At 68.3% G+C, this 25,233-nt stretch carries 21 protein-coding genes; 11 read left to right on the plus strand and 10 right to left on the minus strand.

Annotation, left to right across the window (positions count from 1 at the left end):
• Positions 1-5 precede the first annotated feature (5 nt).
• The 6 genes from SH203_RS01255 to kdsA all read right to left on the minus strand — a co-directional run bounded on the left by SH203_RS01255 (position 6) and on the right by kdsA (position 6,015).
• The gene (locus tag SH203_RS01255) at positions 6-464 is read right to left on the minus strand and encodes an NfeD family protein (RefSeq protein ID WP_087119058.1); all 459 of its coding nucleotides are present in this window, start codon (positions 462-464) and stop codon (positions 6-8) included.
• Positions 465-482: 18 nt separating this feature from the next.
• Positions 483-1,472 carry an SPFH domain-containing protein gene (locus SH203_RS01260; protein WP_087119059.1) on the minus strand — a complete coding sequence of 330 codons (990 nt, stop codon included), beginning with the start codon at positions 1,470-1,472 and terminating at the stop codon, positions 483-485.
• Between the two features lie 75 nt (positions 1,473-1,547).
• The gene (locus SH203_RS01265) at positions 1,548-2,639 is read right to left on the minus strand and encodes a DUF3089 domain-containing protein (RefSeq protein WP_087119060.1); all 1,092 of its coding nucleotides are present in this window, start codon (positions 2,637-2,639) and stop codon (positions 1,548-1,550) included.
• Complete coding sequence (rfaD, locus tag SH203_RS01270) at positions 2,639-3,640, minus strand: ADP-glyceromanno-heptose 6-epimerase (protein WP_234989340.1); 1,002 nt, start codon at positions 3,638-3,640, stop codon at positions 2,639-2,641. Before rfaD ends, SH203_RS01265 begins: the two co-directional genes overlap by 1 nt.
• Positions 3,637-5,118: a D-glycero-beta-D-manno-heptose 1-phosphate adenylyltransferase gene (gene rfaE2, locus SH203_RS01275; protein ID WP_087119061.1), complete on the minus strand. Its 1,482-nt coding sequence runs from the start codon at positions 5,116-5,118 to the stop codon at positions 3,637-3,639. Before rfaE2 ends, rfaD begins: the two co-directional genes overlap by 4 nt.
• An 18-nt stretch (positions 5,119-5,136) precedes the next feature.
• Positions 5,137-6,015, minus strand: a complete 879-nt coding sequence (kdsA, locus tag SH203_RS01280; protein ID WP_200808755.1) for a 3-deoxy-8-phosphooctulonate synthase — start codon at positions 6,013-6,015, stop codon at positions 5,137-5,139.
• 112 nt (positions 6,016-6,127) lie between these two features.
• Here kdsA and SH203_RS01285 point away from each other — a divergent pair, with 112 nt between their 5' ends.
• From SH203_RS01285 to sseA, 3 genes are read left to right on the plus strand one after another with little or no spacing between them, the layout of a single operon-like run.
• On the plus strand, positions 6,128-7,582 hold the full coding sequence (locus SH203_RS01285; protein ID WP_087119063.1) for a deoxyribodipyrimidine photo-lyase: 1,455 nt from the start codon (positions 6,128-6,130) through the stop codon (positions 7,580-7,582).
• A 31-nt stretch (positions 7,583-7,613) separates the two neighbouring features.
• Complete coding sequence (locus tag SH203_RS01290; RefSeq protein WP_087119064.1) at positions 7,614-8,834, plus strand: cyclopropane-fatty-acyl-phospholipid synthase family protein; 1,221 nt, start codon at positions 7,614-7,616, stop codon at positions 8,832-8,834.
• A gap of 10 nt (positions 8,835-8,844) precedes the next feature.
• Positions 8,845-9,669, plus strand: a complete 825-nt coding sequence (gene sseA / locus SH203_RS01295; RefSeq protein ID WP_087119065.1) for a 3-mercaptopyruvate sulfurtransferase — start codon at positions 8,845-8,847, stop codon at positions 9,667-9,669.
• 5 nt (positions 9,670-9,674) lie between these two features.
• On the opposite strand, the gene SH203_RS01300 is transcribed toward sseA, so the two are convergent.
• Both SH203_RS01300 and SH203_RS01305 read right to left on the minus strand, forming a co-directional pair.
• Positions 9,675-11,030: a dicarboxylate/amino acid:cation symporter gene (locus SH203_RS01300; RefSeq protein ID WP_087119066.1), complete on the minus strand. Its 1,356-nt coding sequence runs from the start codon at positions 11,028-11,030 to the stop codon at positions 9,675-9,677.
• A 33-nt stretch (positions 11,031-11,063) separates the two neighbouring features.
• On the minus strand, positions 11,064-12,155 hold the full coding sequence (locus tag SH203_RS01305; RefSeq protein WP_234989341.1) for an amino acid ABC transporter substrate-binding protein: 1,092 nt from the start codon (positions 12,153-12,155) through the stop codon (positions 11,064-11,066).
• Between the two features lie 78 nt (positions 12,156-12,233).
• Between SH203_RS01305 and metC the strand changes: the two genes are divergently transcribed.
• The 7 genes from metC to SH203_RS01340 all read left to right on the plus strand — a co-directional run bounded on the left by metC (position 12,234) and on the right by SH203_RS01340 (position 21,830).
• Positions 12,234-13,412, plus strand: coding sequence for a cystathionine beta-lyase (metC, locus tag SH203_RS01310; protein ID WP_087119067.1), 1,179 nt, complete (start codon positions 12,234-12,236; stop codon positions 13,410-13,412).
• A 23-nt stretch (positions 13,413-13,435) separates the two neighbouring features.
• Positions 13,436-14,794 (plus strand): O-antigen ligase, encoded by a 1,359-nt coding sequence (locus tag SH203_RS01315; protein WP_087119068.1) that lies wholly within the window; start codon positions 13,436-13,438, stop codon positions 14,792-14,794.
• Positions 14,769-16,865: a DNA topoisomerase IV subunit B gene (locus SH203_RS01320; RefSeq protein WP_087119069.1), complete on the plus strand. Its 2,097-nt coding sequence runs from the start codon at positions 14,769-14,771 to the stop codon at positions 16,863-16,865. The genes SH203_RS01315 and SH203_RS01320 overlap by 26 nt, the downstream gene beginning before the upstream one ends.
• 50 nt (positions 16,866-16,915) lie before the next feature.
• Complete coding sequence (locus tag SH203_RS01325) at positions 16,916-18,328, plus strand: FAD-binding oxidoreductase (RefSeq protein ID WP_087119070.1); 1,413 nt, start codon at positions 16,916-16,918, stop codon at positions 18,326-18,328.
• Between the two features lie 745 nt (positions 18,329-19,073).
• On the plus strand, positions 19,074-19,844 hold the full coding sequence (gene yaaA / locus SH203_RS01330; protein ID WP_087119071.1) for a peroxide stress protein YaaA: 771 nt from the start codon (positions 19,074-19,076) through the stop codon (positions 19,842-19,844).
• Positions 19,845-19,898: 54 nt separating this feature from the next.
• Positions 19,899-20,732: a 3-hydroxybutyrate dehydrogenase gene (locus tag SH203_RS01335; protein WP_087119072.1), complete on the plus strand. Its 834-nt coding sequence runs from the start codon at positions 19,899-19,901 to the stop codon at positions 20,730-20,732.
• Positions 20,733-20,765: 33 nt separating this feature from the next.
• A complete protein-coding gene (locus tag SH203_RS01340) occupies positions 20,766-21,830 on the plus strand; it encodes a patatin-like phospholipase family protein (RefSeq protein WP_087119073.1) in 1,065 nt (354 codons plus the stop codon).
• On the opposite strand, the gene SH203_RS01345 is transcribed toward SH203_RS01340, so the two are convergent.
• Together SH203_RS01345 and SH203_RS01350 are read right to left on the minus strand one after the other, a co-directional pair.
• Positions 21,827-22,744 (minus strand): L-threonylcarbamoyladenylate synthase, encoded by a 918-nt coding sequence (locus SH203_RS01345; RefSeq protein WP_087119074.1) that lies wholly within the window; start codon positions 22,742-22,744, stop codon positions 21,827-21,829. The genes SH203_RS01340 and SH203_RS01345 overlap by 4 nt on opposite strands.
• Complete coding sequence (locus SH203_RS01350; protein WP_087119075.1) at positions 22,741-23,292, minus strand: cytochrome b; 552 nt, start codon at positions 23,290-23,292, stop codon at positions 22,741-22,743. The genes SH203_RS01345 and SH203_RS01350 overlap by 4 nt, the downstream gene beginning before the upstream one ends.
• 119 nt (positions 23,293-23,411) lie before the next feature.
• On the opposite strand from SH203_RS01350, the gene SH203_RS01355 reads away from it, so the two are divergent.
• Positions 23,412-25,196, plus strand: coding sequence for an acyl-CoA dehydrogenase (locus tag SH203_RS01355; protein WP_087119076.1), 1,785 nt, complete (start codon positions 23,412-23,414; stop codon positions 25,194-25,196).
• Positions 25,197-25,233: the final 37 nt, after the last annotated feature.

Raw genomic sequence — 25,233 nt, forward strand, 5'->3', positions numbered from 1 at the left:
ACGGTTCAGACGCCGGCCTGGACCGTCAGACGCGAGCCGTCGACGCGCTTGACCACCACGTCCTGCCCTTCGCCCGGCGCCTCGCCTTCGATCTCGGCCGGCCATTCCGCGCCGGAGATGAACACACGCCCCCGCCCATCGACGAAGGCCTGCACGACTCTGGCTCTCTGGCCGATCAGACGGCTGTCACGGTCGTTGATGTCGGGGCCGTCGGGGTTGGCCCTGGCGATCAGACGGCGCGACAACAGGGTGGAGATCACCGTCAGGACGGCGAACACCGCCACCTCGCCCGGCAGACCCAACCGCACGCCCGCCGCCGTCATCACCGCGACGACACCGGCGGAGACGGCGGGCCACAGCAGCCATTCGGTCGAGAACATCGCCTCGATCGCCAGCAGCAGCACGCCCACGGCCAGCCAGATCCAGAACGGCTGGGCGGCGTAGAGTTCGGCGAGCGTGATCATCGATCAGCCTCCTCTGGGTCAGGCCGAGGGCGGGACGGTTGCGGCCGCCGGACGACGCGGCGGGGCCGGACGGGCCGGCGCGGGCGTCGATCCATTCTGCTGCTTGGCCAGGCCGACCATCTCGCCGATGCCGGCGATGGTGCCGACCAGGGCGCTCATCTCCGTCGGCACGATGACGGTGCGCTGCTGCGGGCTGCGGGCCAGTTCGGCGAAGGCTTCGACGTATTTCTGGGCCACGAAATAGTTGATGGCGTTCACGTCGCCGCGCGCGATGGCCTCCGACACCATGGCGGTGGCGCGCGCCTCGGCCTCGGCCTCCCGCTCGCGGGCCTCGGCGTCGCGGAAGGCGGCTTCCTTACGGCCCTCGGCCTGAAGGATGGCGGCCTGTTTGGCGCCCTCGGCGCGGGCGATGGCGGCGGACTTCTCGCCGTCGGCCTCGGTGATGACGGCGCGACGCTCGCGCTCGGCCTTCATCTGGCGGGCCATGGCGTTGGTGATGTCGGTCGGCGGGGTCAGGTCCTTGATCTCGATCCGGTTGACCTTGACGCCCCACGGCTCGGTCGCCGCGTCGATGACGTGCAGCAGACGAGTGTTGATGCTGTCGCGCTGGCTCAGCACCTCGTCCAGCTCCATCGAACCGACCACGGTGCGCAGATTGGTCATGCAGAGCTGCGAGATCGCATAGGGCAGATCGTCGACGCGATAGGCGGCGCGCGCGGAATCCATCACCTGGATGAAGACGATGCCGTCGACCTTCACCATGGCGTTGTCCTTGGTGATGACCTCCTGGGTCGGGACGTCCAGCACCTGTTCCATCATGTTCATGCGACGACCGACCCGTTCCACGAACGGGGTCAGGAAGCCGATGCCGGGGCTGAGGGTCTTGGTGTATTTGCCGAACCGTTCGACCGTGAATTCACGGCCTTGCGGCACGATCTTGATCACGCTGATCAGCAGCACGATGGCCAGCAGCAGCACGACCCCGGCGAAAATGGTGGTGACGTCCATTCAAGATCCTCCCTGAGGCATCGACCCTACCCGCTGCGCGCGAGCGGCGCCATAGAAACCGGCGGGCGTCTTGTCTCAGGCGCCGTTACGCCGACGCCAGGCCCCGACCCGCGTCGCCACGTCCCGCTCGATGTCGCCGTAGAACAGATTGTAGGGCACGATCTTGCGCCGATCCGCCCAGCTTCCGCCCGCCGTCAGGAAGTCGGCGTCCGGCGCACTGTGCCACAGCAGACCGCCGCGACATTTGGTCGAGATCAGCCGCCCGGTCAGGGCCGGCCTCGCCCCCCATTCCAGGCCGGTGGCGTTGGTCGCGCCGCTGTGCTGACGCGCCTCGGCGCGGGGTTGATCGCTGTCGCCGGTGACGGGATTGACGCAGATCGGAGCGCTCTCCAGCCCGACCAGCTCGCCCCGTTCGTTCCACTCCAGCGCGCGTCGCAGGGCGCGGCGCGCGGACGATTCGTCGCCGTCCTTGACCGACATCCAGGCCACTAGGCACCCAGTCTGGTCGGCGGCGTCGCAGGGGGCGATGCGGCCGTCGAACATGTCGCGGCTGACCAGGGTTTCGATCAGATAGGCGGCGGCCAGACGCGCCTTCAACGCCGGTTGGAGCTCCAGTTCCTCGCGCACCAGACGGGCCGCCAGTTCGCCGCCCTGCTCGACCCCGGCGATAACGATGGGACCGTGGGGATGGTTGGCCAACCACAGGTCGAAGGCCCGCTTCACGTCGTCATAGGCGAAGGCCCGGGCCTCGCGCGCATCGTCGCGCAGCGTCAGCCGGGTATAGAGGCTGGCCTGGCGATACAGCGGCGCGCTGACCCTGGCCTCCCGCGCGAACGGCGAGGCGTAGTTGGGCAGGACCACCCGGCGCATATAGGCGTTGGCCCGCGCGTCATCGATGGCGCCGTTCCAGCCCGATCCGCCGTCGAAAGTCGTCGGCATGACGAAGAAGACCGACGCCTGATCCGACCGTCCATCGTCCTGCAACGCCCAGGACAAGGCCGAACGATAGTCAGGCGCGGGCGGCGGCTTATAGGTCTGGAACGGAACCTGCGGGTCCAGCCCGGCCCTCAGGATGTCGCCGCTCCACACGGCGACGGCGGCGGTTACGACGAAGACGGCGGCGAACCCCGCATAGCCGACCCACTGTCTGAAGGACAGCCTGCGCATCAGCGGTACGGATCGGCCGTGGACAGGAAGTTCTGGACGTAGCGGCGCACGCCCTCTTCCAATGGCGTCGACTGCCCCTCGAAGCCGGCCGCGCGAATACGGTCCATGCGCGCCTGGGTGAAATACTGATAGCGATCCCGGATCGAAACCGGCGTGTCGACATAGTCGATGGAGGGCGTCTTGCCGGCGGCGGCGAAGGTCGCCTTGGCCAGGTCGACGAACGACCGCGCCTGTCCCGACCCGGCGTTGAACACCCCCGACACCTCGGGCGACTGAAGCAGGAACTCGACAATATCGACCACATCGTCGACATAGACGAAGTCGCGCATCTGCCCGCCGTCGGCATAGTTCGGATTGTGCGAGCGGAACAGGGTCACGGTCTCACCCGCCTGCACCTTGGGCCAGATTTGGGCCACGACCGACTTCATCCCCCCCTTATGGCCCTCGTTCGGACCATAGACGTTGAAGAATTTCAGCCCCGCCCACTGACGCGGCGCCTGGCCGCGATCCGCCTGTCGCACGGCATATTGGTCGAACAGCATTTTCGAATAACCGTAAGCGTTTAGCGGCCGAAGCTGGGACAAAGACTCCGCATCGTCATCATCGTTGAACCCCGTCTCGCCGTCGCCATAGGTCGCCGCCGACGAGGCGTAGATCATCCGTGCGTCTCGAAGGGCGCACCAGTCCCACAGGTCGCGCGACAGGGTGAAATTGGTCCGCAGGATCAGGTCCGCATCCGGCTCGGTCGTCGCGGAGATCGCCCCCATATGGACCACGACCTCGATCCGGTCGGCATGGCGTTCCAGCTGTTCGAACATCTCTTCGGGCGACCAGAAGTCGGCGATGGGGTGTTTGGCCAGGTTCTTCCACTTGGCCAGATCGGCGGTTTCCAGACGGTCGCAGACCACGACGTCATAGGCCGTCTCGGCCGTCAGCCGCGCCACGATGTTGGAGCCGATGAAGCCGGCGCCGCCGGTCACAACGATCATGCGCGGGGTCATTGCTCTTGTCCTGTCGCCGGCGCGGCTTCCGGACCCGCCGTCATCTTTTCGATAGTCCGGGTGGTGGAAAAGCCGTCCTTGAAATCGGCCAGCTTCACCTCGCCGCCCCAGCTTTCGACCAGATCGCCGCCGACCACGCCTTCTCGCGTATAGTCCGAACCCTTGATCAGCACGTCGGGCTTCAGCCGCTCGATCAGGGCCAGCGGCGTCGGATCGTCGAAACTGGTCACGCGATCCACGCTGGCCAAGCCGCCGATGACGACCGCGCGGCTGTCCAGGTCGTTGACCGGCCGCCCCTCGCCCTTCAGTCGCCGGACCGAGGCGTCGGTGTTCAGCGCCACCACCAGCCGGTCGCACCAGCTGCGCGCCTGGGCCAGATAGGCGACGTGGCCCCGGTGCAGGATGTCGAAACAGCCGTTGGTGAAGCCGACCTTCAGCCCCTGACGCCTCCAGGTCTCCACATCGGCGGCCAGCTCCTCCAGAGGCGTCACCTTGGCGACGGCGGCGCTGGCGTGCTGGCTGACCTCGGCCTCGATCAGTTCGGCGGGCGTGACCACGGCCGTCCCCGCCTTGCCCACCACCACGCCCGAAGCCAGGATGGCGAACTGCACCGCCGTTTCCAGCGACGCGCCCGCGCCCAGCGCGAGGCCGATGGCGGCCAGACCCGTATCGCCGGCCCCGGACACGTCAAACACCTCTCGCGCCCGGCCGGGGAAATGTCGCACAGCCTCGCCGCGCCGCGCCAGGCTCATGCCCTTGCCGGCGCGCGTGACGATGACGGCCTTGGCGGTCGTGGCGGCCAGCAGGGCGGCCAGCGCCGCCTCGACCTCGGCGTCCGTCCCGACCGGTAGGCCGGTCGCCGCCGCCAGTTCCGACGCATTGGGCTTGATGACGTCCACGGCGCCATAACGGGCGAAGTCCCGCCCCTTGGGATCGACCACGACCGGCGCACCCGACGCCTCGGCCGCCGTCAAAGCCGCAGTTATCAGATCATCGCCGACCACGCCCTTGGCGTAATCCGACAAGAGATAGACCGAAGCACCTGAAAAGGCATCGGAATGCCTGACGGACGCAGGCGCCGCTTCGTCGTCCAGCCGCAGCAGCTGCTGCCCCGCCGAGACGAAGCGCGTCTTGACGATGGTGGCGGCGCCCGCAGGCCGGACCAGCACATCCTCGATGCCGGGTTCGGCGGCGATCAGAGCCGTCAGCTCCGCCCCCGCCGCATCGTCGCCGACGACGGCGCCCAGTCGCGCGACGCCGCCCAAGGCCGCAATGTTGCGCGCCACATTGCCCACGCCGCCGGGCATGGCGACGGTGCGCGCGGCGCGCAGAACGGGGATCGGCGCCTCGGGCGAAATCCGGCTGACCTCGCCATAGACATAGCGATCCAGCATCAGGTCGCCGACGCAGGCGATCTTCAGGCCGCGCACGCGCTCCAGCAGGCTTTGCAGGGCGCCCAGATCCAGGGTGTCAGACATTCGCCCGACCTAGAGGATTCACGCCGCCTGCGCCACCGGCGCCTTGGCGCCCAGCTTTATGGCCAGGTCGTCGAAGGCGATCAGTTGCGCGGCCAAGGCTTCGAACTGACCGAGCGGCACCATGTTCGGCCCGTCCGACGGCGCGTGGTCGGGATCGGGATGGGTCTCGATGAAGACGGCGTCCACGCCCACCGAAACGGCGGCGCGCGCCAGAACCGGCACGAACTCGCGCTGGCCGCCCGAAGACGTGCCCTGCCCGCCCGGCTGCTGAACGCTGTGCGTCGCATCGAACACGACCGGGCAGCCGATGTCGCGCAACACCGGCAGGGCCCGCATGTCGCTGACCAGGGTGTTGTAGCCGAAGCTGGCCCCCCGTTCGCAGGCCATGACGTTCGGATTGCCGGCTCCGACGACCTTGGCGATGACGTTCTTCATGTCCCACGGGGCCAGGAACTGGCCCTTCTTGATGTTGATGGCCTTGCCCGTCGCGGCGGCGGCCAGCAGCAGGTCGGTCTGGCGGCTGAGGAAGGCGGGAATCTGCAGCACGTCCACCACCTCGCCCACAGGCCCGCACTGGGCCTCGGAGTGGACGTCGGTCAGGGTCGGCAGGCCGGTCGTTTCGCGGATTTCGGCGAAGATCGGCAGGGCCTCCTTCAGTCCGATGCCCCGCGCCGCGCTGGCGCTGGTGCGGTTCGCCTTGTCGAAGCTGGTCTTGTAGATGATGCCCGCGTTCAGCCGCTCGCCGATTTCCTTCAGCTGATGCGCGGTTTCCAGCGCGTGCTGGCGGCTCTCCATCTGGCAGGGGCCGGCGATGAAGGCGATTCGCGCGCCGCCGCCGATGAGGACAGGCGTCCGAAGACCTTCGGACAACGTAATGACAGCGTTGGGTCGGCTCACAGGTACGGCTTTCTACATTCTATTGGGTCTGACGTGCGGGAATGCCGCGTGTCTCAGGCCATCAGTTGGCGCTCGTCGGCGATGAGCGCAAGTTATCACGGAGTTCGCCCGCTTGGCCAATACGCCCGTCATCCTCTGGTTCAGGCGCGATCTGCGGCTTCAGGACAATCCGGCCCTGAACCATGCGGCCGAGACGGGGCGGCCCGTCCTGCCGGTTTTCATTCTGGACCATCACTACGACCGCCCCATCGGCGCGGCGTCGCGATGGTGGCTGGACAAGTCGCTGCGCGCCCTGGATGCCGCGCTGAAGGATCGCGGCGCGCGTCTGATCCTGCGCCGGGGCGACAGTCTCGCGGCCTTGCAGGCGTTGATCGCGGAAACCGGCGCCGACACCGTCTTCATGAACCGCCTGTTCGAGCCGAAAGCCTTCGAACAGGACGCCGAAATCGCCCACGCGCTGAAATCTGACGGCGTCGACTTTCGCGGCTTCAACGGCGCCCTCATGTGCCGCCCCGGCGCCGTTCTGAACGGGTCGGGCAATCTCTACAAAGTGTTCACGCCCTTTCTTAAAGCCTTGCTTTCGATGGCGGAGGCGCCGTCGCATACGACCGGCCCGCGCCGTATCGAGACGCCCGGTCAAATCGCCGGCGACGCTCTGGACGACTGGGGCCTGCATCCCGCCGCCCCCGACTGGTCGGGCGGGTTCGACTGGACGCCGGGCGAGGCGGGGGCGGCGGACGCGCTGTCGACCTTCCTCGCCGAGGGCCTCGCGACCTATGCGAAGGACCGGGACTTCCCCGACCGCCCCGCCTCCAGCCGCCTGTCCCCGCATCTGCACTGGGGCGAGATCAGTCCGTGGCGCGCCATCGAACGCGCCCGCCAGGCCGCAGAGGCGGGCAAGGCCTCGTCCGCCGAGGCTGAAAAATTCGTCGCCGAGATCGGCTGGCGCGAATTCTCGGCCCATCTGCTGCACCAGTTCCCCTACATCGTCGATCACGCTTTCCGCCCCGAATACGACGCCATGCCATGGCGCGACGATCCAAAGGGGCTTGGGGCCTGGAAGCGCGGGCGGACGGGCTATCCGGTGGTGGACGCCGGTATGCGCCAGCTGTGGACGACGGGCTGGATGCACAATCGGGTGCGGATGATCGTCGCTTCCTTCCTGATCAAACATCTGCTGATCGACTGGCGCGAGGGCGAGGCCTGGTTCTGGGATACGCTGGTCGACGCCGACCTGGCCAGCAATGTGCAGAACTGGCAGTGGGTCGCCGGTTCGGGCGCCGACGCCTCGCCCTACTTCCGCATCTTCAATCCCATCGCCCAGGGCGAGAAGTTCGATCCCGAGGGCGGCTATGTCCGCCGCTGGGTTCCCGAACTGGCCCGCCTGCCCGACCGCTGGCTCCACGCCCCCTGGACTGCCCCCGCCGAGGTGCTGCGCGACGCGGGCGTGCGCCTGGGCCACGACTATCCCCGTCCCATTGTCGAGCACGACAAGGCCCGCGCCCGCGCGCTGGACGCCCTGAAAGCCGTCTCGGGGCGCGGCGACGATCATAGCGATCGCGATTGACCCCCTTGCCCAGTAAGCCGAGAGTCCGAGCATGAGCGTCGCCAGCGCCGATCTTCAAACCGTCGTCCGCCAGACCCCGCGGGTCTTTGCGATGATGCTGCGTCTGTTGGCCCGGAACTGGACCTTCGGGCGGCTGACGGTCCGGCTGCCGAACGGCGAGACCCACGTGCTTCAGGGCGCCCGTCCCGGCCCCAGCGGCGTCCTGGACGTCAGGGACTACCGCTTCGCTCGCCGCGTCCTGGCCGCCGGCGACATCGGGTTCGCGGAAGGCTATATGGCCGGCGAATGGGACAGCCCCCATCTGGCCGCCCTGCTGGAGACGCTGGTCGACAACTACGACCACATCCGCCGCCTGTTCGACGGCAACTGGCTGATGATGGCCGTCAACTGGCTGTCCCACCGCCGCAATCGCAACAGCCGCACCGGGTCGAGAAAGAACATCCACGCCCATTACGACCTCGGCAACGCCTTCTACGCCCGCTGGCTGGACGGCTCGATGACCTATTCCTCGGCCCGTTTCGACCGGGCGGGCGAACCGCTGGAGGCGGCCCAGCGCCGGAAATACGCCGACCTCGCCCGGATGATGGGGATGCAATCCGGCATGACGGTGCTGGAGATCGGCTGCGGCTGGGGCGGCTTCGCCGAGTTCGTGGCGCGCGACATCGGCGCCTACGTCACCGGCATCACGATTTCAAAGGAACAGCACGATTTCGCCAGGGCCCGGCTGTTCAACGCCGGCCTGTCGGATCGGGCCGACATCCGCTTGATCGACTATCGCGACGTTCAGGGCCGGTTCGACCGCGTCGCCTCCATCGAAATGTTCGAGGCTGTGGGCAAGGCATACTGGCCCGCCTATTTCGGCAAGATTCACGACGTCCTGACGCCCGGCGGCGTGGCGGGCTTGCAGATCATCACCATCCAGGACGCCCTGTTCGACGAATACAACGCCCGCACCGACTTCATCCAGAAATACGTCTTCCCCGGCGGAATGCTGCCGTCCGAACAGCGGCTGGCCCCGGTGACGAAGGCTGCGGGCCTGAACTGGCAGGCGGTCGAGCGGTTCGGTCAGGACTATGCCGAGACGCTGAAACTGTGGGACGAGCGGTTCCAGGCGGCCTGGGGCGACATCAGCCGGATGGACGGCTTCGACGAGCGGTTCCGCCGTTTGTGGCGTTTCTACCTGGCCTATTGCGAGGCGGGCTTCCGTTCGGCCCGAACCGATGTGATCCAACTGACGCTTTCCCGAGGATGACGGCGCGCACATGAGCTTTCTGATTTCTGTCGAAGACCTGGCGGCCCAGCTGGGACGACCGAACCTGCGGATCGTCGACGCCAGCTGGCATCTGGACGGCCGCGACGCCCGCGCCGATTTCGAACAGGCGCATATTCCGGGCGCGGTCTTCTTCGATCTGGACGCTGTGTCCGACCACGACACCGCCCTGCCCCATATGATGCCGACCCCGGCGGCCTTCGCCGAGGCGGTCGGCGCCCTGGGCGTCGCGGCGGACGACCGGATCGTGATCTATGACACGGCCGGCCTGTTCTCGGCCGCGCGGGTCTGGTGGATGTTCAGGACGATGGGCGCGCGCGATGTGCGCGTTCTGGATGGCGGTCTGCCCTTGTGGCGCGAGCAGGGACATCCGGTCGCGCAAGGCGCCGCCCATCCCGAACAGGCCCGGTTCGACGCGGTCGCGACGCCCGGCGTCGTCGCCGCCCTCGACGATGTGCGAACCGCTCTGGACGGCGGCGCTCAGGTCATCGACGCGCGCGGCGCCGCCCGATTCTCGGGCCAGGCGGCCGAACCGCGCCCGGGTGTCCGCAGCGGCCATATGCCGGGCGCGCTCAACCTGCCTTTCGGCCAGCTGCTCGATCCCGATGGCCGGATGAAGCGCGGCGAAGCCCTGCAACGGGCCTTCGTCGACGCCGGGGTGGATTTGAACAAGCCCGCCATCACCACCTGCGGCTCGGGCGTCACCGCCGCCATATTGACGCTGGGCCTGGCCGAACTGGGCAAGACCTCGCGTCTCTACGACGGCTCATGGTCGGAATGGGGCGGGCGCGCGGACACGCCCGTCCAGACCGGCTGATCCCTTCAGACCGTTTCGTGTGTCAGGCCGCGTCGACCCGCGCCAGGCAGGCCTTCCGTTTCGTTCATATCCTTTGCGTCCGACGTATCGGCCTCGCCGCGCGACACCACGGTCGCCAGCACAAGGTCGCCGGTCACGTTCAGCGTGGTGCGGCACATATCCAGGAAGCGGTCGACGCCCAGGATCAGGCCAATGCCTTCGGGCGGCACCTTCACCATCACCAGGATCATGGCCACCACCGGCAGGGAGCCGGCCGGCACGCCCGCCGTGCCCACGCCGCCCAGGATGCAGACAAGCATCACCACGACCTGCTGGGTTATCGACAGATCGACGCCGAAGAACTGGGCCAGAAACAGGACCGTAACCCCCTCGAACAGGGCCGTGCCGTTCTGGTTGGCGGTGGCGCCGACCGTCAGGACGAAACGGGCGATCTTGCGCGGCAGCTTCAACTGCTCCTCCGCCGCCTTCAGCGACACGGGCAGCGAGGCGTTGGACGATGCGGTCGAGAAGGCCACCACCATCGGCTCGCGCACGCCCTTGAAGAAGGCGAACGGCGAACGCCCGGCCAGCAGCCAGATCACCAGCGGATAGACCACGAACATATGGATCGCCATGGCGCCCACGGCCACGCCGACGAAGGCCGCCAGCCGCACCAGCAGATCCCATCCGAACAGGGCCGCCAGGTTGAACATCAGACAGGCGATGGCCAGCGGGGCCAGTTTGATGAACAGGTTGATCAGGGTCATGGAGACCTCGAAAATCCCCTGGATCACCTCCTGCAGACGATCCGTCGCCGGGCTCTTGGCCATGACCAGGCCGATGCCGAAGAACAGGGCGAAGATCATCAGCGGCAGGATGGCGTTCTCCGCCGCCGCCGTGACCGCATTGGACGGCACCAGGTCCAGGAAGAAGTCGCCCAGCTGGATCGAGCTGTCGCGCCCGGTCTGGACGATGCTGGCCGCGCCGTCCTTGCCCTGGGCCAGCAACTGCTGCGCCACCGCCGGGTCGACCCCGCGCCCGGGTTGGAAGACGTTGACCATCACCAGGCCGATGACCACGGCGATGCTGGACACCACGATGGTCAGCAGCAGGGTCTTGATGCCCGCGCGCCCCAGGGCGCTGAGATCGCCCATCTCCGCCACCCCGACCACCAGGGCCGAGAACAGCAGCGGAATCACCATCATGAACAGCAGCCGCAGGAAGATCTGACCGATCGGTCCGGTGACATTGTCCGTCACCCACACGACCCAGCCCGTGTCGGCGCCCACGGCCAGATTGACCAGAAGCCCCCCAACGAGCCCTACGGAAAAGCCGATCAGCATCAGCCAATGCAGCGCAAGGCCGCGTTTCGTCTCGGTCATCTGTCCCCCCGGAAAGCCGTATCGCCTTCGCGCTTATCGGATCGGCAGTCCGTAGATCAAGCCCGCCGGCCGCGCGTTCCATTGTGCGTTCAAACCGCGGTCCAGGTCGAGCGCCGATTGAGACCCCAGATTCCGCTCGAAGATCTCGCCATAGTTTCCGACCGCCGCGACCGCATCCCTGGCCCAGGTCTTCGACAGGCCCAGCATGGGGCCGAAATCGCCCTCCGCGCCCAGCAGCCGCCGGATGCGCGGGTCCGTCGCTGTCTTGGCCAGATCGGCCGCGCCTTCGCGCGTCACCCCCAGTTCCTCCGCGAGCATCAGGGCGTTCAGCGTCCAGCGCACGGTCGCGGCCCAGCGTTCGTCGCCCGCCTTCAGCACCGGCCCCAGCGGCTCCTTTGACGCCACGTCGGACAGGATCACATGTTCGTTGGGATTGCTCATCACCGTGCGCGCCGCCGCCAGGGCCGAGATATCGGCGCTGAAGGCGTCGCAGTCCTCGCGGTTATAGGCGTCGCGCGCCGCCTCTTCGGTGTCGAAGACCACGGGCCGGTAGTCGATGCCGCGCGAGCCGAAATAGTCTGCGGCGTTGGCTTGGGACGTCGAACCGGACTGGACGCAGACCCGCGCGCCCGTCAGCTCGGTCGCGCTGTTCAGATTCAGCGAACGCCGGACCAGAAAGCCCTGGCCGTCGTAATAGTTGACGCCCGCGAATACGAAACCCTCGCCCGCGTCGCGCGTCATGGTCCAGGACGAGTTGCGCCACAACACGTCGATCCGCCCGTCGTTCAGGGCGTCGAACCGATCCGCCGCCGACAGGGGCACAAACCGCACCGCATTGGCGTCACCCAGCACCGCCGCCGCCGTGGCCCGGCAGAAATCGACGTCGAACCCGCGCCACTGACCGCGATTGTCGGTGTAGGCGAACCCCACCAGTCCCTGGTTCACGCCGCAGTTCAGCCGCCCGCGCCGCTTGATCGCCGCGACGGTCGGGCTTTGCGGCAGGACGGTCGGCCCGCTCCTGGTCGGCGTGGCGGAGGGTTCGGGCGCGGCGGGCGGCGCGTCCCGCCGTCCGCAACCGGCGGCCAGCAGCGCCAGGGCCATCGTCCCGATCATCCAGCACCGCATCGCGTTTCGTCCCTCGCCGCTTGCGCCCATGAAGGCTTTAGAGGCTTTTAGGGCCTGAACCGCAACCCATGGATCGCCATGCCGACGCCTTCGGACCGCACCCGCCTGATCGCCGCCGCCACGCGCAGGGGCCGGGGACGCCGCCCGGTCAATCCGCCGCTGGAACGCGCCTCGACCATGCTCAGCGACACCGTCGGCGTCATGCGCGACGAGACGGACGGCCCGTCCTACGGCCTGTCGGGGACCAGCGCGGCGCGCGACCTTCGCTGCGCCCTGGCCGATCTGGAAGGCGCCGAGGACGTCTTTCTGGTTCCCTCGGGTCTCGCGGCGGTCACGGTCCCCTTGCTGGCCCTGCTGCGCCCCGGCGACGAGGTGGTGACGACCGACGCCGTCTATGGCCCGACGCGCCGTTTCCTCAGCCGCTATCAGGCCGCGCGCGGCGTCACGACCCGCTTCCTGCCCGCCGATGCCGATGCGGCGGCGATCGTTGCGGCGCTCGGCGACCGGACCCGACTGGTGCTGATGGAATCGCCCGCCTCACTGACGTTCGAGATGGTGGACGCGGCGGCGGTGGCGACCGCCTGTCGCGCGCGCGGGGTTCTGACCGTCATGGACAACACCTGGGCCGCGGGCCTGGCCTATCGTCCCCTCGCCCACGGCGTCGATGTCAGCGTCCAGGCCGTGACGAAGTATGTCGGCGGCCATTCCGACGTCCTTATGGGCGCCGTCGCCGTCAACGCCCCCGCCTGTCGCCGCGCCATCGCCGACGTCATCGAGGATATGGGCTGGCACGTCTCGCCCGACGACGCCTGGCTGGCGCTGCGGGGGCTTCGCACCCTTCCGCTCCGCTATGCCGAACAGGCGCGGTCGGCGCTGACGGTCGCGACGTGGCTTCAAGCCCGGCCGGAGATTTCGCGCGTTCTTTATCCGCCCCTGCCCGGCGCGGCCGGTCATGACCTCTGGACCCGCGACTTCACCGGCGCCGCCTCCCTGATGGGCCTTGTGATGAAGGGCGGCGACATGGCGGCGGGCGAGGCCATGCTCGATGCGCTGACCCTGTTCGGTCTCGGCTATTCCTGGGGCGGGTTCGAAAGTCTGGCCACGCACGAGACGCATCAGATGGCCTATCGCGACCAGCCCCCGGCGCTGGAGGGCGAACTGATCAGGCTGCACATCGGGCTGGAAGACCCCGCCGATCTGATCGCGGACCTGGAGACGGGCCTGTCCGCCTTCCGCGCCGCGCTCACCCTTCCTTAAGCGACGCGACGGACTGTCCGCCCGTGCGCGCCTCGCCCGTCCAGATTCGCGATGATTCGCCGCCGCTGTGGGAACAGCTGGCGGCCGGTTTCGTCGTCTTCATGCTGACGGGCGCCCTGATCGCCCCCGTCATCGCGCCGGATCAGGCTGAGACGCCGATCCTGCGGCTGATCTGGCTGCCGGTCTATGCGGTCACGGCCGGCCTTCTGGTCTTCCGTTTCGACAAGGTGATCCGCGCCTGGCCCGCCTGGCTGATGGTCGGCGCCCTGGTCGCCCTGGCCTATGTGTCCCAATACTGGTCGATCGATCCCGAAGTCACCGACCGTCGCGTCATCGCCATGGCGATCAACAGCGCCTTCGCCGTCTATCTGGGCGCGGTGTTTCGCGGGGCCGCCCTGCCGCGCGTGCTGATGCACACCTGTCTGGTCATGGCGGTGGGCAGTCTGATCATGGTGTTCGCCTATCCCAAGGTCGGGGTCCACCAGCTGGACAACGCCGGCCTGTGGCGCGGCCTGTGGTACGAAAAGAACCAGATGGGTTTGGTCATGGTGGTCGGCGCCGTCTCGGCGGCGGCCTGTCTGGCGGCGGATCAGATCGCCGGCGCCGGCCGGAAACCCTGGGCCGCCCTGCTGACCCTGGCCCTGACGACCGTGCTGATCCTGGCGACCCAGTCCAAGACCTCGCTGCTGTGCCTGATGATCGGCGTCGGCATGGTGGGCGGCTGGTGGACGTTGAAACAGGGCGGCGCGGCCGTGACCATCGTGGCCATCTGGGCCGCAGTGGTCGGGATCGTCGGCGGCGCCTGGTCCTGGCACATCGCCTCGGCCTCCATCCTCCAGGCCCTGGGCAAGGACCCGTCACTGACCGGCCGGACCCTGATCTGGGAAGCCCTGATGCGAAAGGTGGCCGAGCGTCCATGGACCGGCTACGGCTTCAGCGCCTTCTGGGGCGTGGACTCGATCCCGGCGCGCGAAATCCGCATCCAGACCCAGTGGCCCGTGCCCTCGGCGCACAACGGCTGGATCGACCTTCTGGTGCAACTGGGCTGGCCCGGCGCGGTCGCGGTCGGCGCCCTGATCGCCATCGCCGCGATCATGATCCTGGCCCGCACCAACGGCCTGGGCGCGCGCGAAGGCTATTGGAGCATCGGCTATCTGTCGGTCTTCGTCGCGCTGAGCCTGTCGGAAAGCGTCCTGCTGAACCACGCCAGCCTGCCCTGGTCGCTGATGCTGGCCATTCTGACGCGCGCCGTGACCTTCGATCCAGCGCCCGTCCGTGCGCCCATGCGCGCGCCGCTTGCCCGACCGGCCGCACGGGCCTACCAGAACCGGCCCCGAATCGCCTCAGACTATGTGAATGGCCGCCGACCTCTTCGCTTTTGACGACGAACCCGAAGCTCGCAAACCCGAGCCGCCCAAACCCGCTGCGGTGATTCCACCGCAGGTCGCGCCCCCCGTCGCGCAATCAGCTGTGCAGCCGGCCGCGCCCAAACCCGTCCAGGCCGCCGCGACCACGGCCGCCGCCACCGGCTATTCCGCCTCGTCCATCGAGGTGCTGGAGGGGCTGGAGCCCGTCCGCAAACGCCCCGGCATGTATATCGGCGGCACCGATGAACGCGCCCTGCACCATCTGTTCGCCGAAGTCCTCGACAATGCGATGGACGAGGCCGTGGCCCGCCACGCCAAGCTGATCACCGTCGATCTGGACGCCGAGGGCTATCTGTCCGTCCGCGACGACGGTCGCGGCATTCCGGTCGACCCGCACCCGAAACACCCCGGCAAGTCGGCGCTGGAGGTGGTCATGACCGTCCTCCACTCGGGCGGCAAATTCTCGGGCAAGGCCTATGAGACCTCCGGCGGTCTGCACGGCGTGGGCGTCTCGGTCGTCAACGCCCTGTCCGAACATCTGGACGTCACGGTCTGGCGCGACGGGTTCGAGTGGAAGCAGTCCTTCTCGCGCGGCCATGTCCTCGGCCCCATTCAGCAGGTCCAGCCGTCCAGGAAGCGCGGCACCCTGATCCGGTTCAAGCCGGACGACGAAATCTTCGGCATGGGCGCGGCCTTCAAGCCCGCCCGCCTGTTCCGCATGGCGCGGTCCAAGGCCTATCTGTTCCGCGGCGTCGAGATCAAATGGACCTGCGCGCCGGAACGGATCACCGACACGACGCCGGCCCAGGCCACCCTGCACTTCCCCGGCGGCCTGGCCGACGCCCTGGCCGACCGCATCGGCCAGCTGGACACCGTCACCCCCACCTTCGCCGGCCGCGCCGAGCGTCAGGGCGAGGCGGGCGCCTTCGAATGGGCCGTCACCTGGTCGCCCATCGGCTTCGGCGAGGCGGACGGCTTCATCCAGTCCTACTGCAACACCGTCTCGACCCCCGACGGCGGCACGCACGAGGCGGGCTTCCGCGCCGCCCTGGTCAAGGGGCTGAAAGCCTATGGCGAACTGACCAACGAGAAGCGCGCCGGCATCATCACGGCGGAAGACGTCATCGCCAACGCCGGCGCCCTGATCAGCGTCTTCATCAGAAACCCCGAGTTCCAGGGCCAGACCAAGGACCGCCTGTCCTCGCCCGAGGGCGCCCGTCTGGTTGAACAGCTGCTGCGCGACCCGTTGGACCACTGGCTGACCGAAAGCCCCAAACAGGCCAACGCCCTGCTCGGCTTCGTCGTCGACCGCGCCGAGGACCGCCTGCGCCGCCGCAAGGACAAGGAGGTCCAGCGCGCCGCCGCCACCCGCAAGCTGCGCCTGCCCGGCAAGCTGTCGGACTGTTCGCGCCAGGCCGCCGAGGGCACCGAACTGTTCATCGTCGAAGGCGATTCGGCCGGCGGTTCGGCCAAACAGGCGCGCGACCGCACGACCCAGGCCATACTGCCCCTGCGCGGCAAGATTCTGAACGTCGCCTCCGCCACGGCCGACAAGCTGCGCGCCAACGTCGAACTGTCCGACCTGGCCCTGGCCCTCGGCGTCCAGCCCGGCAATCGCTTCAACATCGACGACCTGCGCTACGAGCGGATCGTCATCATGACCGACGCCGACGTGGACGGCGCCCACATCGCGGCCCTGCTGATCACCTTCTTCTACCGCGTCATGCCCGAGACGATCCGTCAGGGCCGGGTCTTCATGGCCCTGCCGCCGCTCTACCGGATTTCGGCGGGCCCCTTGAGCGAATACGCCCGGGACGACGCCCACCGCGACGAACTGCTGGCCACCGTCTTCAAGGGCAAGAAGACCGAGATCGGCCGGTTCAAGGGCCTGGGCGAAATGATGGCGTCCCAGTTGAAGGAAACCACCATGGACCCGAAGAAGCGGACCCTGGCGCGCATCACCGTCCCCGACGCCGAATCCAGCATCGAGGATCTGGTCGAACGGCTGATGGGCAAGCGCGCCGACGCCCGGTTCCAGTTCATTCAGGAAAACGCGCAGTTCGTGAAAGAAGAACTGGACGTCTGACGCCATCGCGCCCCTTCCAACGAACGGCGACGCCTGACACAAGGAGGCCCATGAGCACGACCGCCCCCTCCTCCGCCGTTCTCGACGAACTGAAGGTCGCCCTGGGTCCGGGCGGCTGGACCCAGGACCCGGACGTCCTCGCGCCCTTCCTGAGCGAATGGCGCAACCGCTGGACCGGAAACACGCCGATCCTGCTGACGCCCCGTTCGACGGACGAGGTCGCCCGCGCTGTGACCATCTGCGCCCGCGAGGGCTTAGCCATCACGCCCCAGGGCGGCGGCACCGGCCTGGTCGGCGGCCAGGTGCCCTTCGGCGAAGTCCTGCTGTCGCTGAAGAAGATGCGCGCCGTCCGCGACGTCACCCCGCTGGACGACGCCATGACGGTCGAGGCCGGCCTGACCCTGCTGGAGGCGCAGCAGGCGGCGACGGCGGCGGGCCGCTATTTCCCGCTCAGCCTGGCGGCCGAAGGCTCGGCCACCATCGGCGGCGTCATCTCGACCAACGCCGGCGGCACCCAGGTCCTGCGCTACGGCATGATGCGCGATCTGGTGCTGGGCGTCGAAGCGGTCATGCCGAACGGTCAGGTCTTCAACGGCCTGAAACGGCTGCGCAAGGACAACACCGGCTATGATCTGAAGCAGCTTTTGATCGGCGCCGAAGGCACCTTGGGCGTCGTCACGGCCGCCACCCTGAAGCTGTTCCCGATCATGCGGTCCCGCGCCGTGGCCATCGTCGGGCTGGAGACGGCGGCCGCCTCGATCGAGCTTCTGGCCCGCGCCAAGGCCGAGACCGGCGGCGGCGTCGAGGCCTTCGAGCTGATGAAGCGCCTGGGGATGGAATTGGTGCTGAAGAACATCCCCGACACGCGCGAGCCGCTGGATTCGACGCCCGACTGGTATGTGCTGATCGAGATCGCGTCGGGCACGCCCGGCGGCGCCGAGGCCCAGATGGAGGCCCTGCTGGAGGTCGCCTTCGAACAGGGCCTGATCACCGACGCCGCCATCGCCCAGAACGACGCCCAGCGCGCCGCCTTCTGGCGTCTGCGCGAGGAGCATTCGGCGGCGTTGAAACCCGAGGGCGGCGGCTGGAAACACGATGTCTCGGTGCCCATCAGCCGCATCGCCGACTTCATCGACGAGGCCTCCGCCGCCGTCGAACGCTTCCACCCCGACGCCCGCATCTCGGTCTTCGGCCATGTCGGCGACGGCAATCTGCACTATGACATCCTGCCGGGCGTGGATCAGGACATCCCGGCCTTCATCGGCCGCTGGAAGGAAGGCTCCCAGGTCGTCCACGACGTCGTCGCCCGCTACGACGGCTCGATCTCGGCCGAACACGGCCTGGGCCGCCTAAAGACCGACGAAGCGCGCCGCTACAAGTCGCCCCTCGAAATCGAGACCATGGCCGCCATCCGCCGCGCCCTCGACCCCAACCGAATCATGAACCCCGCCGTCCTTTTCTGAGCCCGCCCATCGTCTCCTCCCCACGTGTGGGGAGGGGGACCGCAAAGCGGTGGAGGGGTTCTTGACGCCCGACAGGCGCCACCCTTCCTTTCGTCATTCTCCGGCAAGCCGCCCTTCGCGGCGCAGACCGGGGAACCCAGCGGCGCCGAAGGCGATGTCTCCGCCGCACGGTCGCCAGCCACTCCGCGACAGGTTCACGCGACCGCGCGCCGCTGGGTTCCCCGGTCTCGCTACGCTCGCCGGAGAATGACGAAAGGAAGGTCGTCGGTCGGCCCCAGCCATCACGATGCGCCTGGTACCCGTCTCGTCGCATGGAGGGCTCGCCTGGCCTGCGACCTTGCGGCGGCGAGAGCGGAGGGAACGGGAGCGGGTCTGCAACGGCCCGCGCCGGCGGCGACACACGGTTGCGCCGTCGGAGGGTCGAGGGGGATACTCGGCCGCACTCGGGACGGTCCTCGCAGGGACCACCGACCCGTCGCAGGCTTATGGGGTTAGGCGATAAGACCGCCACCGCTCGACGCCCCGAGCTTGCAGGCCAACCTTCCGCGCGGAGCGTCATACCCTTCGTCGAAACGGTACTTACAAACTCACACTCCGGGCGAAGGCCCGGCGCTCCGCCCAGCCCTCCAACTTCGCTGCGAAAGCGCGAGGCCGCTTTCGCGTGTCTGCGCGCCCGGATCGCCGCACCCGGTTCAAATCGTCGTCGAAGGAGCCTATGTGGGCGGCATCGTTACGGAGCCTTGTCTTGCTGATCGTTCTTTCCCCCGCCAAGCGACTGGACTTCACCGAGGCCGACCCGGCCCTGCCCGGCTCCGAGCGTCGTTTTCTGGAAGACACCGACAGCCTGGCCAAGACGGCGCGTCGTCAGACCAAGGCCGATCTGCGTCGCCTGATGGGGATTTCCGACGATCTGGCCACGCTGAACGTCGAGCGGTTCAAGGCCTTCGATTCCGAATCGACCGACGGTGTTCAGGCCGCCTTCGCCTTCGCCGGCGACGTCTATGAGGGGTTGAAGGCGCGGGAACTGGACGCCAGTGCGCTGGACTTCGCCCAGGCCCACGTTCGCATCCTGTCGGGCTTCTACGGCCTGCTGCGGCCGCTGGACCGCATTCAGCCCTATCGGCTGGAGATGGGCACGCGGCTGAAGACGCGGCGCGGGGCCAGCCTCTACGACTTCTGGGGCGACCGCATCTCCCGACAGTTGAACGAAGACGCCGAGGGCCAGACCGACCCGACCCTGGTGAACCTGGCCAGTCAGGAATATTTCGGCGCCGTGGACGCCAAGGCGCTGAAACTGCCGGTCGTCACGCCCCAGTTCCGCGAGGAAAAGAACGGCGAGACCCGCATCGTCTCCTTCTTCGCCAAGAAGGCACGCGGGGCCATGACCCGATTCGCCATCGACGAGCGGGTGGAACGGGTCGAGGACCTGAAGGCTTTCGACCGCGACGGCTATCGTTTCGACAAGGCCGCATCGAGCGACAGCGACTGGATATTCATCAGGTCGGGAAATTCTTGATCCCCGACGGGCGATGCCGCTAGTCTCGACCGAAAGATCATAAAGGGCGGACCCATGCTTCATTCCACGACCGAAGATCAGGCTTCGCCGTTTCGCCAGATCGGCGACCTGTCCGGTCAGGTCGCGATCGTGACCGGCTCGACCTCAGGCATTGGTCTGGCCCTGGCCCGCGCGGTGGCGGCGGGCGGCGGCGAAGTGGTTCTGAACGGTCTGGGTGAGCCAGCCGAGATCGAGCGCACGCGCGCCGATCTGGAGGCCGCATCCGGCCGGCGCATCCTCTATCATCCGGCCGACATGACCCACGGCGACCAGATCGCCGACATGGTCGCCTTCGCCCGGCGTGAGCTGGGGCGGCTGGACATCCTGGTCAACAACGCCGGCATCCAGCACGTCGAATCCGTCGAGAACTTCCCCACCGATCAGTGGGAGAAGATCATCGCCATCAACCTGTCGTCCGCCTTCTACGCCACCCGCGCCGCCATCCCGATCATGAAGGCCCAGGGGCGTGGCCGGATCGTCAACATGGCCTCGGCCCACGGTCTGGTCGCCAGCCCGTTCAAGTCTGCCTATGTCGCGGCCAAACACGGGATCATCGGCTTCACCAAGACCGTGGCGCTGGAAGTGGCGCGCGACAACATCACCTGCAACGCCATCTGCCCCGGCTTCGTCGAGACGCCCATCGTGTCGAAACAGATCGCCGACCAGGCCCGCACCCGCAACATGACCGAGGCGCAGGTGCTGACCGACGTGATCCTGGCGGCCCAGCCGACCAAACGGTTCGTCACGACCGAGGAACTGACCGGCGTCTTCCTCTATCTGGTCAGCGACCTGGGCGCCTCGGCCAACGGCGCCAGCTTCTCCATCGACGGCGGCTGGACCGCGCAATAGGGCCGCTCCGACGCGGGCGGACGAAGGGGCGACATGGCGATCTTCAGACGCAAGACCGCCCAGCCGGCGGACCCGGCCCCGCCCGCGGGCAAGCGGCCGATCTGTCTGGCGCTTCAGGGCGGCGGCGCCCACGGCGCCTTCCAGTGGGGCGTGCTGGACCGGCTTCTGGAGGACGACAGGCTCGACGTCCGCGCCGTCTCGGGCGTCTCGGCCGGGGCGATGAACGCCGCCGCCCTGGTCTCGGGCCTGGCGGCCGGCGACGCCCGCGCCACGCTCGACAAGCTGTGGCGCGAGGTCAACCAGTCGGGGGGTCGCAACGTCTTTGGCGACAGCGCCCTATGGAACGCGGCCCAGCCGCCGGACTGGATGAAGGACAACCCGTTCTGGCGCGCCGGCGAGACGCTGGCCCTGTCCATGAGCCCCTATGAATTCAATCCGCTGAACCACAATCCTTTGAATCGGGTTCTGAAGGCCGCCATCGATTTCGATGCGGTTCAGGCGTCCGACATCAAGCTGTTCGTCGCCGCGACGGCCGTGCGTCAGGCCAGGGCGCGGGTCTTCACCTCCGCCGAGGTCAATGCCGACGTCCTGATGGCGTCGGCCTGTCTGCCGCACCTGTTCCAAGCGGTCGAGATCGAGGGCGAGCCCTATTGGGACGGCGGCTATCTGACCAATCCGCCCCTATGGCCCCTGACCGGCGAGGATACGCCCGACGATGTGCTTCTGGTCACGCTGAACCCCATGACCCGCGACGAGACGCCCCGCAGCGCCGCCGACATCATGGATCGGCTGAACGAGATCGTCTTCAACGCGCCCCTCGTGGCGGAACTGCGCGCCATCGCCATCGCGGGCGAGATGATCGGCCAGGGCCAGATCGAGATGGGCGGCCAGGGCCCCTATCGCCACGTTCGGATGCACGCCATCGAGGCGGATCGCTGGCTGTCGGACCTGTCGCTGCGGTCCAAGTTCAACACCGAATGGAGCTTTCTGAACGACCTGAAGACGCGCGGTCGCGCCGCCGCCGACGAATGGCTGGACAGCTGCCTGGGCGCCGTCGGCCGTCACGCCAGCGTCGATATGCAGGCCCGCTTCGGCTAGCCGACGAAGCCGGCGGCGCGGCGCAGGCGATCGTTGATCGCCTCGCCCAACCCCGTCGCCGGGATCGGCGAAACGGCGATGCCGGCCGGCCGGGTCCGGTCCGCCTCGCGCAGCAGTCGGAACAGATTGACCGCCGCCTCGCCCAGATCGCCGGTCGGGCTCAGGCTCCAGCGAGGCTCGCCCACGCCGGGGCCGAAGCCCAGCAGAACCTCGTCCGGCCGCACCGTCGCCGCCTCGATCCGCACCGGGGCGTCCGGGGCGTAATGCAGCGTCAGCCGGCCGGGGGAACGATGCCCCTCCCCTCTGTCGGCCAACGGCCCGACCACGGCCTCGATCTGGGCCCGCGTCACCGCGCCGGGCCGCAACAGGGCGACACGGCCGTCCAACACCGAGACGACCGTGCTTTCCAGCCCCACCCGGCATGGCCCGCCGTCGACGGCGGCGGCGACGGCGAACCCCGTCTCCTCCACCGCATCGTCGAACGTCGTCGGGCTGGGCCGGCCCGAGCGATTGGCCGAGGGCGCCACGACCGGGCCGTCGAACGCCGCCAGAACCGCCCTCGCCATCGGATGGGCCGGAACCCGGATCGCCACGCTGTCCAGACCGGCGCGGGCCAGGTCGCAGACCCGCGCCGCGTCGCGAACGGGCCCCACCAGGGTCAGCGGCCCCGGCCAGAAGGCGTCGGCCAGGGCCTGGGCGGCGGCGTCGAACACCGCGATCTGGGCCGCCGCCGCCGCATCGGCGACGTGAGAGATCAATGGATTGAACCGCGGCCGCCCCTTGGCCTCGAAGATGGCCGCGACTGCCTTAGGATCGCCGGCGTCGGCGCCCAGCCCATAGACCGTTTCGGTCGGCAGCAGGATCAGCGCCCCGTCCCGCAGGGCCGCCGCCGCCTCTTGCGGCGTCGCGCTCACGGTCGGCGCGGGATCAGCGGGATCATCCGGTGCAGCACATTGTCCCGGTCGATGAACTGATGCTTCAGCGCCGCCAAAACGTGCAGGGCGATCAGGACATACAGCCCCTTCACCGCCAGACCGTGGGCGCCCATGAAGCTGCGCGCCGCGTCACGCCCGCCGCCGATCGGCAACAAGGGCCATTCGAACAGGCCGAACCACGAAATGGCTCGCCCGCCGGCCGAGGAAGCCAGCCATCCGGTCATCGGAATGACGATCAGCGCCAGATAGAACAGCACATGCGTCGCCCGCGCCCCGATCCTCTGCCAGCGCGGCAGGTCGGACGGCAGGGCGATGGCGGGATGGGCCAGACGCCAGCCGATCCGCGCCAGGGTCGCCACCAGAATCGTCAGCCCCAGCGACTTGTGCAGCATGACGAACTGGCCCGACATCGGCCCTTCGGTATTCTCGTGCGCCGTGATCAGCAGCACCTGGATCAGCACCGCCGCCGCGATTCCCCAGTGCAGGATCAGGGAAACGGTCGAATATCGATTTCGCGGTTCGGCCATGGCTTCCCTTCCGTGACGGCACGGCGTCACCTTGCACAGAGACGGGGCGCGTCGCCAAGACGCTTGCGACACCCTGCCTCGACGCGGCACTTAGGCCGCAAAGACGATTGAGGAAACCCATGACCTACCGTGCGCCCGTTCGAGACCTGGCCTTCACCTTGGAGGCTGTCGCCGGCATGGCCGACGTCGCCGCGACCGGCGCCTTTCCCGATTACGCCGCCGATGTCGCCGCCGCCGTGATCGAGGCCGCCGGGCAGTTCTCGGAAGAGGTGCTGGCCCCCCTGAACCGCATCGGCGACCAGCAGGGTTCGACCTACGCCAACGGCGCCGTCACCGCAGCGCCGGGTTTCGCCGACGCCTATCGCCAGTTCGCCGCCGGCGGCTGGACCGGCCTGTCCGCCTCGACAGAGGCCGGCGGCCAGGCCCTGCCCAAGGCGCTGGAGCTGGCGGCCTATGAGACGGTCCACGCCGCCAACATGGCCTTCGGCCTGTGCCCCATGCTGTCGCTGGCGGCCATCGAGGCGCTGGAGCAGGTCGGCACGCCCGAGCAGAAGTCGAAATATCTGACCCGACTGGTCAGCGGCGAATGGACCGGGGCCATGGTGCTGACGGAGCCGGGCGCGGGTTCGGACCTGGGCGCCCTGACCACGACCGCGACGCCGAACGGCAACGGAACCTATGCGCTGAACGGCCAGAAGATCTTCATCACCTGGGGCGACCACGACGCCGCCGACAACATCGTGCATCTGGTCCTGGCCCGCCTGCCCGACGCCCCCAAGGGACCGAAGGGGATCAGCCTGTTCCTGACGCCCAAGTTCGCGGTCAGGGACGACGGTTCGCTGGGTGACCGGAACGCCTTCCGCCCCGTCGGCGTCGAACACAAGCTGGGCATCCACGCCTCGCCCACCTGCGTCATGAGCTACGAGGGCGCGACCGCCGAACTGATCGGACAGCCGAACCAGGGCCTGGCCCATATGTTCGTGATGATGAACGCCGCGCGTCTGGCGGTCGGGGTCGAGGGCGTCGGCGTCGCCGAGCGCGCCTATCAGCACGCCCTGGCCTATGCGTTGGAGCGCCGCCAGGGCCGGTCGGTCTGGACGGGCGAGGCCAACGCCCCGATCTTCGACCACCCCGACGTTCGCCGGATGCTGGGCGTCATGAAGGCCAAGATTTCGGCCGCCCGCGCCATCTGCCTGTCCACCGGCGTCGCCGCCGACCTGGCCCGCCATGCCGCGACGGAAGAGGCGCGTCGCCGCTGGAAGGGGCGCGAGGACCTGTTCACCCCGATCGCCAAGGCCTGGTCCACCGATGTCGGCTGCGAGGTCGCCTCGATGGGCGTCCAGGTCCACGGCGGCATGGGCTTCATCGAGGAAACCGGCGCGGCCCAATACTATCGCGACGCCCGCATCGCCCCGATCTACGAGGGCACAAACGGCATCCAGGCGATGGACCTCGTCGGGCGCAAACTGTCGATGGACGGCGGCGAATCGGCCAAGGCCCTGATCGCCGACATGAAGGCGACCCTGGCCGATCTGGGCGCGCTCTATTCCGGCAAGCCGGTCGAGCGGTTCGCCACGGCCATCGAGGCGGTCGAGGACGCGACGCTGTGGCTGCTGGATCAGAAGGCCGACGCGAATGCGGCCGCCGACGTTCTGGCCGCCGCCGACGCCTATCTGAAACTGCTGGGCGACGTCGTCGGCGGCTGGATGCTGGCCAAGGGCGCGCTGGCGGCCAAGGCCAGACTGAACGCCAATGACGGCGATCCCGCCTGGCTGCAGGGCAAGATGGACCTTTATGAAATCTACGCCGCCAACGTCCTGGGCCATGTCTCCAGCCGACTGGCGGCCGTGGGTCAGGGCGGCGCCCTGCTGCAACGCCTGTCGGTCGAGGCGCTGGCGGGCTGATCCGCCTGGCGTCGCATTGACCTTGGTCCTCGGTCGC

It is taken from the genome of Brevundimonas sp. SH203 (assembly GCF_002157625.1).
In the GTDB taxonomy this organism is placed as follows: Bacteria; Pseudomonadota; Alphaproteobacteria; order Caulobacterales; family Caulobacteraceae; genus Brevundimonas.